The sequence below is a fragment of the Thalassospira sp. ABD4_177 genome, from assembly GCF_056160125.1.
The window spans coordinates 149633-163191 of the sequence record NZ_JBSWWO010000002.1 but is presented as its reverse complement, the minus strand read 5'-3'; the positions used below and the strand labels follow the sequence as shown (position 1 = coordinate 163191).

At 54.3% G+C, this 13559-nt stretch carries 13 protein-coding genes; 4 read left to right on the top strand and 9 right to left on the bottom strand.

Features of this window, described 5'->3' with window-relative positions; all coding sequences use genetic code 11:
- Positions 1 to 6: 6 nt before the first annotated feature.
- On the bottom strand, positions 7 to 696 hold the full coding sequence (locus ACXAF0_RS13445) for an orotate phosphoribosyltransferase (protein WP_475346387.1): 690 nt from the start codon (positions 694 to 696) through the stop codon (positions 7 to 9).
- A gap of 188 nt (positions 697 to 884) precedes the next feature.
- Between ACXAF0_RS13445 and ACXAF0_RS13440 the strand changes: the two genes are divergently transcribed.
- The 3 genes from ACXAF0_RS13440 to ACXAF0_RS13430 all read left to right on the top strand — a co-directional run bounded on the left by ACXAF0_RS13440 (position 885) and on the right by ACXAF0_RS13430 (position 3554).
- Positions 885 to 1613: a YoaK family protein gene (locus ACXAF0_RS13440; protein ID WP_475346386.1), complete on the top strand. Its 729-nt coding sequence runs from the start codon at positions 885 to 887 to the stop codon at positions 1611 to 1613.
- Between the two features lie 92 nt (positions 1614 to 1705).
- Complete coding sequence (locus ACXAF0_RS13435; protein WP_475346385.1) at positions 1706 to 2623, top strand: hypothetical protein; 918 nt, start codon at positions 1706 to 1708, stop codon at positions 2621 to 2623.
- Between the two features lie 145 nt (positions 2624 to 2768).
- On the top strand, positions 2769 to 3554 hold the full coding sequence (locus ACXAF0_RS13430) for an enoyl-CoA hydratase/isomerase family protein (protein WP_475346384.1): 786 nt from the start codon (positions 2769 to 2771) through the stop codon (positions 3552 to 3554).
- 26 nt (positions 3555 to 3580) lie between these two features.
- Here the strand turns inward: ACXAF0_RS13430 and ACXAF0_RS13425 are convergent, their stop codons facing one another.
- A complete protein-coding gene (locus ACXAF0_RS13425) occupies positions 3581 to 4549 on the bottom strand; it encodes a DMT family transporter (RefSeq protein WP_475346383.1) in 969 nt (322 codons plus the stop codon).
- Between the two features lie 70 nt (positions 4550 to 4619).
- Here ACXAF0_RS13425 and ACXAF0_RS13420 point away from each other — a divergent pair, with 70 nt between their 5' ends.
- Positions 4620 to 5528: a LysR substrate-binding domain-containing protein gene (locus ACXAF0_RS13420; RefSeq protein ID WP_475346382.1), complete on the top strand. Its 909-nt coding sequence runs from the start codon at positions 4620 to 4622 to the stop codon at positions 5526 to 5528.
- On the opposite strand, the gene ACXAF0_RS13415 is transcribed toward ACXAF0_RS13420, so the two are convergent.
- From ACXAF0_RS13415 to ACXAF0_RS13385, 7 genes are all read right to left on the bottom strand, one after another.
- A complete protein-coding gene (locus tag ACXAF0_RS13415; protein WP_475346381.1) occupies positions 5529 to 6746 on the bottom strand; it encodes a Bcr/CflA family multidrug efflux MFS transporter in 1218 nt (405 codons plus the stop codon).
- Between the two features lie 214 nt (positions 6747 to 6960).
- Entirely contained in the window at positions 6961 to 7473 is a 513-nt protein-coding gene (locus ACXAF0_RS13410) for a DinB family protein (RefSeq protein ID WP_475346380.1), read from the bottom strand.
- A gap of 165 nt (positions 7474 to 7638) precedes the next feature.
- Positions 7639 to 9048 carry a TRAP transporter large permease gene (locus ACXAF0_RS13405; protein WP_475346379.1) on the bottom strand — a complete coding sequence of 470 codons (1410 nt, stop codon included), beginning with the start codon at positions 9046 to 9048 and terminating at the stop codon, positions 7639 to 7641.
- Positions 9049 to 9070: 22 nt separating this feature from the next.
- Entirely contained in the window at positions 9071 to 9640 is a 570-nt protein-coding gene (locus ACXAF0_RS13400) for a TRAP transporter small permease (protein ID WP_475346378.1), read from the bottom strand.
- 47 nt (positions 9641 to 9687) lie between these two features.
- A complete protein-coding gene (locus ACXAF0_RS13395) occupies positions 9688 to 10680 on the bottom strand; it encodes a TRAP transporter substrate-binding protein (RefSeq protein ID WP_475346377.1) in 993 nt (330 codons plus the stop codon).
- Positions 10681 to 10992: 312 nt separating this feature from the next.
- Positions 10993 to 11934 (bottom strand): IS110 family RNA-guided transposase, encoded by a 942-nt coding sequence (locus tag ACXAF0_RS13390; RefSeq protein ID WP_475346376.1) that lies wholly within the window; start codon positions 11932 to 11934, stop codon positions 10993 to 10995.
- Positions 11935 to 12155: 221 nt separating this feature from the next.
- Complete coding sequence (locus ACXAF0_RS13385) at positions 12156 to 13532, bottom strand: sigma-54-dependent transcriptional regulator (protein ID WP_475346375.1); 1377 nt, start codon at positions 13530 to 13532, stop codon at positions 12156 to 12158.
- Between the last annotated feature and the right edge of the window lie 27 nt (positions 13533 to 13559).

The window sequence follows — 13559 nt, the reverse complement described above, 5'->3', positions numbered from 1 at the left end:
AGGGCCTTAGTCGTGCTTGCCGCCATTGGCCTTGGACCAGCCAATCGGGTCGTTCAGGAAAGAACGTACGCCTTCGATGGCATCCTTGTGGAAATATTCGCCTTCTTCGGCAACGGCGAGGACATCGGCCCAGGTCGCAAGGTAATGCATTTCGATGTCGTCCTTGCGCAACTCATCAAGCGCGCCATCAAAAATGTCATAGAAGAAGATAACAAAGGCGTGTTTGCATTCAGCACCTGCTTCGCGGATGGCGTTGACGAAATTGACTTTTGAGGCGCCGTCGGTCGCGAGATCTTCGACCAGAAGAACGCGCTGGCCTTCATGGATGTCGCCTTCGATGCGGGCCTTGCGGCCAAAGCCCTTGGGCTTTTTGCGGACATACTGCATCGGCAGGTCAAGCGCATCGGCCAGCCACGCGGAATAGGGGATACCAGCCGTTTCACCGCCGGCGACGGCGTCAAACGCCTCGTAACCAGCCGCATCAGAAACCTGACGGGCGGCGAGTTCGATGACCTTGCGGCGCGCACGCGGGAAGGAAATCAGTTTGCGGCAGTCGATATAAACCGGGCTGGCCCAACCAGATGTCAGGATATAGGCCTCTTCCGGGCGGAAATTTACAGCCCCGATATCAAGCAAAATCTTGGCGACAGTCTTGGCAGCGTAGGTGCAATGCGCGGTCGGTTTTTCAGTGGTCATGGCAGCTGTACCTTTTCCGGATCGAATATTTGCGCACCTCTTAGCGCTTTTGGCCGAAAAGCGCAAAGAAAAGCCGCTGACCATTTGGTCAGGAACCGGCGAGTATCCGGTCTTTGTGAACAGCGCTGGCATTCCAAACCGGAAATGCTGTTTAATCAGGCCAAAGTTTTCTGTCAGGACAGTCTGTTATGAGCCAACAAAGACGCCGCCGTTTGATCATGGCCCGCCGCAAGGGGATCGGGCTTGTGCTGGTGATGGCGATTTCGATGATTGCCGGCATGACCGATGCCATCGGCCTTTTGATGGCCGGTGATTTCGTGTCCTTCATGTCGGGCAATACCACGCGTGCCGCCCTTGCGATCGGGCGCGGGGACTGGTCGGTTGCGGCCATTCTGATTGGTGCTGTTGGATTCTTTGTTATTGGCAATGCGCTTGGCGTTGTGGTGGCGGGCTGGTTTCGCAAGCGTCTGGCGGGATTGCTGGGTGTCGTGGCAGTCTTGTTGTGTCTGGCAGCCATTTTGCCGATCGAGATGCGCGGATCACCGGCCTTCTTCCTTGTGGTTTTGTGCATGGGCATGATCAATGCCACGGTCGAACATATCGAAGGGCTTCCCATCGGTCTGACCTATGTAACCGGCGCGCTGTCGCGCTTTGGCCGGGGCATCGGACGCTGGTTGACTGGTGATCGCCGCAGCGACTGGATCATTCAGATCGTGCCATGGACCGGCATGGTGCTCGGCGCAGTCATCGGCGGGCTTTTGACACTTGAAATCGGGCAGCAGGCGCTGTGGATTGTCGCGGTGGCCACTTTTGCCATTGCGATTTTGGCGTTCCGGGTACCTAGCCGAATACAAACCCGGTTTCTGTCGCTAGAAAGGAAGCAGGTAAAAAAGGATAAAGTACGCATTCATAGATAGAACGTTATTTTTTGATTGGCTTTGCTTGTGTTGCAACTATAGGGTGTTTTTGTGATGTATTTTACTTCTTGAGTCTTTGGTGAGGTAGTTGAATGGAATTGCAGATTGAGCACTCGCTTTATTTTAGTAACAAACAGTCTGTGTCATTACATTCAGTTGCGCGAAGCCTTTTGGCTACAGACGCAATCGTATCTAGGTTACCTCGAGTTCTTGAGAAAGCTTTTCCCGGGCTTCGAGTTCCGCACTACGATCTGACAGTCACGCATCTTGAAGAAGGTTCATTAATTACGGACTACATATTCAAGATTGTATGTGAGCATCAGCAAGATTTGGAAAACGCCATTTCGAAATTAGGCGAGAGAAACGGAATAAGTATCTTGGAACGAAATCCAAAAATTATTTCAATGCTGATCATACTGATTGCGCTATTTGGCGCAGGCTACGCAGTTCACTCAATATGGGGTAAGGAAGCAAAGCCAACGGTTAATATTGTTGGTAACCAAAATACGGTCATTTCACTGTTGTCGGAAGACACGGGCTTAACATCAGACGAGATCAAAAAAATAATCTCTGAAGTTCTTTCGGGCAGGGAAAGAACCAGAGTTCAGAGAGATGCTGTAAACCTGCTATCCCCCGGTAAAGAAGAAAAAGGTGTCGAAGTTCGGACAGGGGAAACTGTTCTCGTGACTCCTGAGGCGATGGTTGAAGTGCCAGACGTAAATCTATTCGAGGAATTAAGTGGCGAAGAATACACTAGGCATTTTGAAAGAACCCTAATTGATGTTCGGGTATTCGATATAGATAAACGAGAGTCTGGCTGGAAAGCTCTTCTTCCTGATGTAGGTGGTAAGAAAAGAATCAAACTAACAATTACGCCGGATATCGATATTCAATTTTTAAGAGAACATTCAAAATTTCGGGGGGATGTAATTGTAGAGTTCAGGGTTGGGGCCGATGGCGAGTCAAAGCCAATGGTTGCTCACTTGTACAAGCTACATAGAGCGGAATAACCTTGACCTCTCGTTCCTTCAAGAGCTTGCCTAAGACATGATTATTGGCAAAACCGTCTTTTGGGTTTATTCGGTATAGTTATGCCGATTTAAGCTGTGCCCAAACAGCGTGCCCCAAAAGCAGATAAGCCCCAGAGGAAATGCCATGTCTGAGCAGACCGGACTGAATGTCACCCTTGATGATCAAGTTGCCACCATCTGCATCTGTCAGCCCGAGCGTAAAAACGCCCTGACCAAACCGATGTGGGGCGAACTTGCCAGGATCGTTCAGGAATTGTCGGATAATCTGGATCTGCGCTGCGTGATCATTCGCGGCGGCGAAGGGGCCGGTTTTGGCGCGGGGGCGGATATCCATGAATTTGTGCGCGAAAGATCCGGGTTTGAGAAAGCACGCGATTACGGCATGCTCCATGCCGAAGCGCTTCAGACCATTCAGAACTGCACCCATCCGGTGATCGCCGCGATTGACGGGCCGTGCATGGGGGCGTCCTTTGTGTTGGCGGCTTCCTGTGATCTGCGGATCGCGGCTGATAACGCAAAATTCGCCGTGCCGCCGATGAAGTTGGGCGCGACGCTGGGCTATCCGGAGCTTGAGATCATGCTTGATCTGCTCGGTGAGGCAGCGCTTTTTGAAATCCTGCTTGAAGGGCAGGTGTTTGATGTCGCCCGGGCGCGCGAGATCGGCTTTATCGCCCGTCATGTCGCGCTTGAAGCATTTGACGAGGAAGTCACCAAAGCTGGCAAGCGCATTGCCGGTGGGGCGCCACTGACGCAGCGTGCGCATAAAAACATGCTCAATCGCCTGCGCCAGGGCGGGGCGATTGATGCACGTGAATTTGATGAAGGCTACCGCGCCTTTGAAAGTGCCGATTTCAAGGAAGGCTACACTGCGTTTCTTGAAAAGCGCAAAGCGGTCTTTACCGGCAAATAGGCGCACCAATTGCGGGTCATGCGGCTTTACAGCGTTTTCAGTCGCATGTTGCGGCGTGGGAGTGCGGACATAACCGCCGCCCCCGCCAGCAAGGTAATCCCCGCCAAGCTCATGATATTGGGCAGGTCATCAAAGAACAGGATGCTCCAGATGACCGCGAAAACCAGATAGGCGTTGTCAAACAGACCGACAGTGACCGAGGTCGATGTCTTATAGGCCTGCGCAACGGCGATGGCGATATAGGTCATGAAGGCGGCCAGAAGGCAGACAATACTGAAATCCATCAGGGACAGGGTGCGCCAGCCATCCATCAGGAATGACGGTGTGGTGGTCGCTGTCGTTGTCGTCGGGCTGATCCATTCAAGCCCCATCAGTGCGATGCCGCCACCAACAGCCAGGCACAGATTAAGGTTGATCGCCATGCCAAGCGATGTCTCGTTGCGGCAATGGGCCCGGGTCAACACCGCCGCCATCGCGTAACACGCAGCCGCGCCGAAAGGCAGCAGCAAGCTTGGGGACAGGTTATCAGAGCTTGGTTGAACGGCCATCACAACCCCGATCAGTCCTGCGCCCAAGGCAGCCTGGTCGGGAAGGTCAATCGGTGTGCCGATTATCAGGCGGGCAAATACCGCCATGAAGAGCGGGGCGGTGTAAAGTGCCGCCGCGGCGAGGGCAAATGACATGTCGGGCAGGCCGCAATAATAAAGCAACCACATCGCACAGAGCAGCAAGCTTCGCACGATGACCCAGCGCGTTGGCCGTAGAAGCGACCCGGTGCCGCGTTTCCTTACGCGCCAGATCACAAGCAAGAACACGCAGGCCAGTGCCGAGCGCAGAAAAATCAGTTGGGCAATGCTGAACCGGTCATTGTGCAGTTTTACCAGCGCGTCGGACAGCGAAAGCAGGCACACTGCAGACGTAATCAGGATAACCCCAAGGAATGTAGTGTTGCGCGAGATAATGTTTTCCATGAATTTACCCATCTTTGAGTGCATGGGGTTGTATCTATCGCCAAATGCCGTCAGTCTGAAACGACTTCTGATCTATTTTTCATGAGTTTTGGTTATGGAAAAATGGCAGCGAAACTTGCCGCCCCTGACATCGCTTTTGCCGTTTGAGGCGGCCGCGCGGCATGAAAGCTTTACGCTGGCTGCTGACGAGCTTGGTCTGACGCAGGCCGCGATCAGCAAACAGATCCGAATTCTGGAAAAGGATTTGGGCACCGTGTTGTTTGAACGTCGCAACCGGGCCGTCTTCCTGACCGAGGAGGGGCGTCGTTTTGGTCGGATTGTTGGGTTGGCACTGGGCGATATTTCCCAGGAAGCCACGTTTTTGCGCAAGTCCGGATCATCTGGCGAGATCGTTTTGTTCTGTCAGCTGTGCGAAGCGTTTTATTGGTTGATGCCACGCCTGTCGGATTTTCATCACCAACATCCCGAAATCGAACTTCGGGTCAAAAGTTCGGTCACGCCGATTGTCGATGCTGATCAACCTTTTGACGTCGCTTTGCAAACCACCGGGCGTAGGCACGGTTCCTATCCGTTGGCCTTTACGGCGTCTGATGCGGTTTTCCCGGTCTGCAGCCCGAATTATCTTGGGTCCGATCAGGCGCCCTTGGCGCTGGAAAACCTGCCCGGTCATGTTTTGTTGTCACATCGGGTGGTGCCGCAGGATTGGCTTGATTGGGACGGGTGGCTTGATGAGGTGGGCGCGACCGATATTGCCCATCTAAAAACCAAGGATTTCGATAGCTATCCGCTGGTGTTGCAGGCGGCGGTCGCCGGGCAGGGCATCGCCCTTGGCTGGCAAAGAACCGTGGAGCAGATGCTTGATCAGGGGATATTGATACGCCCCTGCGCGGAACAGGTTTTTCACCCTGCAGGCATATCGGTTTTCCGCGGGTTGCGCGGACAGGTGTCCGACCCGGCAACCGAAGCCCTTGTTGACTGGCTGCGTGCAGAACTGGGTGCCTGATTAGGCAGTGGTTTCTGTTTGTTTGGCTTCGGCGATGAAATGAACCATCAGATTGGCAAAAATCGCAAAGCCCAGCATCGAAATGGTCAATGGCAACAATGTGTTGTCATGGAAATGACTGATGACCATACCGGCAACCGCGCCGGTGGCAAACTGGATCGTCCCCAAAAGGGCCGTCGCCGTGCCGCCGATATACGGGAAATACTGCATGAAGGACGCTGTGGCATTCGGCGCGGTCAGTCCGATCAGTCCGACGGAAAACATGATGAAGGGCACAGCTGTCCACAAGCTTGGCTCAAAGACATTTATTGCGATGAATAAGCCGATGGTGGCGATCAGTTGAATGCCGGTGCCAATTTTTAGAATCTGATGACATTCCAGTCGTTTGAGCAACGGATTGTTGAGCCGGTTGCAGATGATAATCACCGCAACATTGGCCCCGAACAGATAGGGGAAATATGCCTCTGGAACACCGAAGAAATCGATATACATAAACGGGCTGTCGGTTACGAAACTGAACATCACTGCACTGGCGCCGGCATGGGTGAGCATAAAGCCAACCGCCTTGCGCGTGCGCAGCACTTCCAGATAGGTCCACCACACACGGCGTACCGGCCCTGGATGGCGACGACGCATCGCGGTTGTTTCGGGCAGTTTCAGGTAAACGATGGCAAGCATCACGCTGCCATAGACAATCAGCAGGACAAAGATTGATTGCCATGTTGACCAGACCAGCAGGGCTGAGCCGATGGTTGGTGCGACAAGCGGTGCGATCATCATGATCACCGCAACCAGCGCAAACATGCGCGCTGCTTCCTTGCCATCAAACAGATCGCGAACAGATGCCCCGACAATAACAATCGAAAACCCGCCACCAATTGCCTGGATAAACCGCATGACATTGAGTGACAGGGCGCTGTCGACTGTCGTGATGATCGCACTGGTAATGATGTAGATTGTCAAACCCAACAATGCGATGGGGCGTCGACCAACCCGGTCGGACAGAGGTCCACCGATTAACTGTCCTAATGCAAATCCGATCAAGAAGGTGCTGACGGAAACTTCAACAGCATGGGTGGCTTCGCCGAAATCGCGTGCCATCGCCGGAATCGCTGGCAGATAGGTATCAATGGCGAACGGCGCGGTCGCAACCAATGCAGCAAGCAGAATGGCAAGCTTTTTCGGGTTAAGCGACGCACCGGGCTGGGGCGTGGACATGCGCAATAAATTCCGTTCAGTGTTTGGCGGCGGGGCTGGGATGACGACTAGAGGATATCAGGTTTGCACATGATACCAGTGCGTTAAGCGATCAAGGGGCAGGTGTGCGTGGCCGGGGATGATACGATCCCGGTCCCCATATTATCCATAAAATTCAGGCTTCTTCCAGCTGTTGCTTGCGCCAGTTTTTCCCAAGCGTTGCTAAAGTCGCTTCCTAGTATAGCGGCAGGTCGGGCGTGTAGGGCACGTCCGTGTTGCCATAATCAAAGCCCATCTTGTGCAGTTCGCTTGTGATCTGTGAACGGTGATGGGTTTGTTGGTTGAACAGCTGCACGAGAAACAGTTGGCGCGGCAGTTTACGGGTCACGCCATCGGGAAATGGCAGTTCGCGAATTTCATCCTGCCAGCTGTGATCAGTGCCTTCGACGAATTCGATGATTTCCGCATCGACTTCGTCGCGCATGGCTTTGAGAGTTTCAAAGTCATCGGCGACGATTGAGGTCGGCTGAAACGGGCCTGCTTCGCCGGTGCGCAAAATGGTCAGGATGCGCAGATCGACATAAAGAATATGGTTCAGCGTGTTATGGATGGAGCCAAAGAACATGCCGCGATCCAGAAGTCGTTCGACATCACCGATCTGTTCACACAGGTCAAACAGCACGCCATTCTGCCAGCTGTTATAGGTCGCCATGCAGCGGCCATAGTCGTTGAAATTCATCTTGGACATTTTGAAACCGCTCCTTCCAGAGGCGCAATCAGGCCTGGATTTTCTTGGTTGTCATGGGTTTAACCAATAGTACCGCATGTCGCGGGCCGTGGCACTGAAATACAGCAAGGGCGGCATCCGATCGAATGCCGCCCTTGCTTTTTGTGTGTCTGCGATCAAACCCGTTTAGTGGGTCATGATCCGTTCCGGACCCATCAGGGTTGTCGGAAGCCAGGTCGATATCGCCGGGACATAGGTGATCACCACTAGGAAGCCCAGCAGGATCATCAGCCACGGCAGGGCGGCCTTGACGACCTTGAGTAACGGCATGCCCGTAATCCCCGATGTCACGAACAGGTTCAATCCGACCGGCGGCGTGATCATGCCGATTTCCATATTGACCACCATGATGATGCCCAGATGGATCGGATCAATGCCAAGCTGCATGGCAATCGGGAACAGGATCGGCGCCATGATCAAAAGGATCGCGCTTGGTTCCATGAAGTTGCCGGCAATCAGCAGAACAATGTTCACAACAATCAGGAAGCCCCACGCCGGAAGTCCCCAGCCGATAATGGTTTCGGCAATGGTGTGCGGGATGCGTTCCGAGGTCAGAACATGGGCAAACAGCATCGCATTGGCGATGATGAACATCAGCATGATCGTGACTTTACCGGCATCGAGCAGGACGTGACGGATTTCCTTGTCAAACGGCAGAAGCGCAAGCGCCTTGCCCATTTGCGGCACGTTATGTGCGATCAGGCTGCCAATCGATGTGTTGCCGCTTTCCGGTACCCAGGACAGTTCCTTGATCGGGCCCATGTCACGGTAAAACAGCACGGCAACAAACATGGCATAGAACGCTGCCACTGCCGCGGCCTCGGTCGGGGTGAAGACGCCGCCATAAATGCCGCCCATGATCAGGATGACAAGCAACAAGCCACCCGATGCGGAAAACAGCGCGCCGCCCCATTCGCCGAGGGTCGGGCGGGGCTGGCTTGGCAGTTTTTTGATGCGGGCGACAATATAGATCGCGGTCATCAGCATCAGGCCGACCATGATCCCCGGAATGACACCACCCAGGAACATACGGCCCACGGAAACCTCGGTCGCGGCGGCATAGACAACCATGACGATGGAGGGCGGGATCAGGATGCCGAGCGTACCGGCATTACAGATCACACCGGCGGCAAAGCTTTGCGGGTAGCCCGCGCGCACCATGCCGGCAATCACGATGGAGCCAATGGCAACAACCGTCGCCGGGCTTGAACCCGACACAGCGGCAAACAGCATGCAAGCCAGAACCGATGCCATGGCAAGGCCACCGGGGAACCAGCCGACGGTATCAATGGCAAAGCGGATCAAACGCCGCGCAACGCCACCGGTCGACAGAAACGCCGATGCCAGAATGAAATAGGGAATGGCAAGCAGGGTGTAATGCTCCATGCCGCCAAAAAGTTTCTCTGCCAGTGTGGCCAGGCTGTCATCGCCAAACAGAAGAATGGTTGAAAGCGAGGCAACACCCAGCGAGATCGCGATCGGCGCGCCAAAGGCCATCAGGCCAAACAGCAGGATAAACAGGAATGCAATCGTCATTTAAATGTCTTCCCCGTCCGGCTTATGGTTTTGGCGTCGAAGCGGTGGCGGATTTGTCGTCATCCGCGGTGGCCGCGCCAAGCTGATCGATGGCTTCGCGGGCTTCGTCTGCCAGATTAAAGCCGACCTGTTTGCCGGTAATGATGCGCCAGCCAACTTGCGCCAGGCGGAATGCCAGCAAGGCCGCGCCCAAGGGCATGATCAGATAGACGAACCACAGCATGACTGGGCTGTCTTCGGCTTCCATTTCAAGCATGTGGTTGAAGCTGACAAGCTCCCACCCGCCAATGATCAGCCAGCTTGAATAAAGAATGCCAGCCGCGACCACGATCAGGCCAATGATGCGCTGCACATTTTTGGGGAACAGGCGAACCAGCGCATCAACACCGATGTGCGAACCGACCTTGACCCCATAGGACATGCCAAACAGGATCAGCCAGGCAAACAGGAATTCGGTGATTTCCAGCGCCCAGGTCAGGCCGGAATTGAAAACATAACGCATGATGACGTTTACAAAGGTAAGCGACGTCATGGCGGCGAGCAGGAGGGCAATAATGCCCTCCTCCAGCCGGTTAACGACCGTTGAGATCATCGTAAACGGTCCTTTTCCGATAATGTTGGATTGGAAACGGTGCGGTATCAGTTACACGCCGCAGCAGCGTCGATGATGTCCTGACCGATATCGTCTGCGAATTCTTCCCAGACCGGTTTGACGGCATCACGCCATGCGGCAAACTCGGCATCAGTCAGCTGCAGAACTTCGGTTTCGCCGGAATCGATCACGGCCTGACGCTGTTCTGCGGTCAGGTCCGCCGACAGGTTGTTGGCATATTCGGATGCTTCGTTCATCGCCTGTGCCAGACCTTCGCGGATTTCCGGATCCAGGCCTTCCCACCACTTGGTCGAAGTCACGACCATATAGTCGAGCAGGCCATGGTTGGACTCGCTGATATAGTCCTGAACTTCGAAGAACTTCTTGGAATAGATGTTCGACCAGGTGTTTTCCTGACCATCCACAACGCCGGTCTGAAGGGCGGAATAGGTTTCCGAGAACGCCATTTTCTGTGGAACGGCATCAACAGCTTCGAACTGGGCAGCAATGACGTCAGAGGACTGAATACGGAATTTCAGGCCTTCGGCATCGCTCGGCATGCGCAGCGGCTTGTTGGCGGAAAGCTGTTTCAGGCCGTTGTGCCAGTACCCGACACCGGTCAGGCCTTTGGACGACATGGCACCGAGAAGTTCCTGGCCTTTTTCACCGTTCTGGAAGCAGGAAACCGCATCCATGTCCTTGAACAGGAACGGAAGGTCATAGACCTGAAGCTGTTTGGTCCATTTGCCGAATTTCGCAAGCGACGGTGCGCCGAACTGAACGTCACCACGCAGGATGGCAGCAAGAACCTTGCTGTCATCAAACAGCTGCGAGTTCGGATAAATCTCGATCTTGACCTTGTCGCCCAGAATTTCTTCGGCGCGTTTCTTGAAGTAATCCGCACCCTGGCCCTTTGGGGTGTTCGGCGCAACAACGTGCGCGAACTTGATGACTTCCTGTGCGGAAGCAGAAAGGTTGGACCCCAGAAGTGCTGCGGCAGCAACGCCGGCAGCAAGAATGCTTTGGCTGATAGGACGCATCAATACGTCTCCCTTGATTGATTAAATCTGTTTTCCCGTTAGCGCGCCTTTTTGGCGTCGTTCTAAAACGCCGTTTGGCGCTGTGCCGTAATCAGCAAGCCGCGGGCCAGTTCGTGGGAGGTGATGATTGTGCAATAATATCAATGTTATAGATTGAATTTAGCGTTGTTGCGCCGCAGCAAATTCAGGCTATTATGTTTGTGATTTCGCTCACTATTTTGGGCAAAATGTGCGGTAGTTCACACAGGATCTGCCGCGCCTGTTCAAAGGCGGTTGGCGTTGATGAAACGCGGGCACAAAAAAGCAGCGGTGTTAAGTGTCAAGGACCGCTGCATGATATATGCGCATCCTTGCGTTTGCCCTTACAATGATTTTGCGCATGACGGCGACAAGCGCGACCTTTCCGGGTTTTCCCTTTTGTTTGAGGCGTTGGTAGAAGGCTTTCATCTCCGGATCGAAGCGAATAGCAGGTAGTGCGGCGACATAGAGAACGTCGCGCACCTGTTGTCTGCCGCCGGCAATCGTTCTTTTGCCCCGCATGAGGCCGCTATCACGATTGAGCGGTGCCACACCAACCAGTTTGGCAATCTGGCCTTTGTCCAACCGTCCGAGTTCAGGCAATCCAGCCAGCAGGAAGCAAGCGGTTCTCATCCCGATACCTTTCAGCGACATCAGAACATTTGCTCGGGCCTGCAGGTCCTCATCTTCGGCCAGGCAGTTTTCCATTGCCATGATCACCTCGCGGCGCTGCTCAACAAGAAAGTCGAGCGTTTCCTCAATCCATCCCAGCGTTTTATCGACCTGCTTTTCCCTGCGATTTTTCTCCTGAACAATCATGTGAGAAAGCTGGCGGTAGCGCTGTACGAGGTCGGACAGTTCAGACTGCCGTGCTGAAGGGGGCTCGAGCAAGCGGGTTTCCATGCGCCTGCCGTAATCTGCGATAACGAAGGCGTCAATCCGGTCGGTTTTGGACAGTTGGCCGCTGGCGCGGGCAAACTGGCGGATATATTTCGCATTCACCTTTGCAACGGGCCAGTGTGCCGCCAGCAAGGCTTCAACAATTGAGCGTTCATAGCCTCCTGTCGGTTCAACAAGGATACGCTCAACATCCTCATACCCGGCAAGCCAACCAAGAAAGCTGGCAATGCCCGAAGGTGTATTGGCAAAAGTTTTTGTCCGGTTTTCAGGTAACAGGCAAATATCAAAGGTGGATTTCGATATATCGATCCCCACAAAACGCGTAGTATAAGTCATTGGCTTTGTCCCTCTTATACACGAGCGTAAAAGCTCTCTCAGCGGTTCGACGAAGCCTCAGGGTGCGCAGAGGGTTCTGCTTTTTTACGACCGTCAAGGGTCCTGCCCGCAAGGGCTCAACCGCTCTGTGCTCCGTGAACGGGTGGTGGCGACCACCCGTTCAAACAAAAGAGGCAGAAGGATCATAACAAATCCTTCTGCCTCTCAATGTATAAGCCCGTCTAATTGACGGGCTCTGGGGCGTTGCTGTTGCGTGGGCGCCTGAACTCGGCCGGGACGATATTGTATTTCGTCAGCTTGTCGTAAAACGTTTTGCGCGGCACGCCGAGTGCTGTGACGGTGGCGGTGACATTTCCGCCATGTTCACGAAGGGCTTCGGTGATCAGGCTTCGCTCGAACGCCTCGACCTGTTGGGGCAGGGGAACGCCATAGTTTTCGTCGCTGTCCTCGCCGGTTGCCAGTGGATCAAGCCCCAGTACACGCCGTTCGGCAGCATTGCGCAATTCACGGACATTGCCCGGCCAGTCATAGGCATTAAAGCGCGCCATTTCCGCAGGCGTAATCGGGGCAACGGTGCGATCAAATCGCTTGGCGGCATCGCGGGTGAAATATTCAAACAACAGCGCAATGTCATCCTTGCGATCGCGAAGCGGCGGGATGTGAAGCTGCACGACGTTCAGCCGGTAATAAAGGTCTTCACGAAATTCGCCGCGGGCAGATGCAGCGCGCAAATCAATCTTGGTCGCGGCAACGACACGCAGATCAATCGGCAGAACCCGGTTTGAGCCGAGGCGCTCAAGGGCGCGTTCCTGCAAAACCCGCAACAGCTTGATCTGCAGGGCAAGTGGCATGCTTTCGATTTCATCAAGGAAAAGCGTGCCCTTGTCGGCAAATTCGAACTTGCCGATGCGTTTGTGATCAGCACCCGTGAAGGCGCCGGCTTCGTGGCCAAACAGTTCGGATTCAATTAGATGTTCCGGCATGCCGCCGCAATTGACCGCAACAAACGGCCCCGGACGGCCCGACATTTCATGCAGATTGCGGGCAATGACTTCCTTGCCCGATCCGGTTTCGCCATTGATCAGGACATGGGCATTGGTGCTGGCAACATTGCCAATAAGCGTGCGGAGCTTTTCCATCGCTGGGTTGCGGCCAATGAAGTCGGATGCGTTCTTGGAATGGCGGGCCAGTTCGATCTTGAGCGTGCGGTTTTCAAGCACGAGCGCGCGGTGGCTCATCGCGCGCCTTGTGATGTCGATAAACAGATCCGGGGCATAGGGCTTTTCGATGAAATCAAATGCGCCGTCATGCATCGCCTGCACGGCGGTGGCGACATCACCATGGCCGGTGACCAGAATGACCGGCATTTCGGCATCGATTTTTTTGACCTCGGACAGCAGTGCGAGACCATCCATCTTTGGCATGCGGATGTCGGAAATCACCACACCCGGCCAGCCTTTTTTCAGGCGTTCAATCGCAGACGGCGCATCGGCGAACACTTCGACCGGGATATCGGCAAGCTCAAGCGTTTGCTGTGCGGCTTCACGCACATCTTCGTCATCGTCAACAAACAGAACGCATTCGGCACTGGTCGGCACTGGCTTATCCTTTGACCCGATGGATGG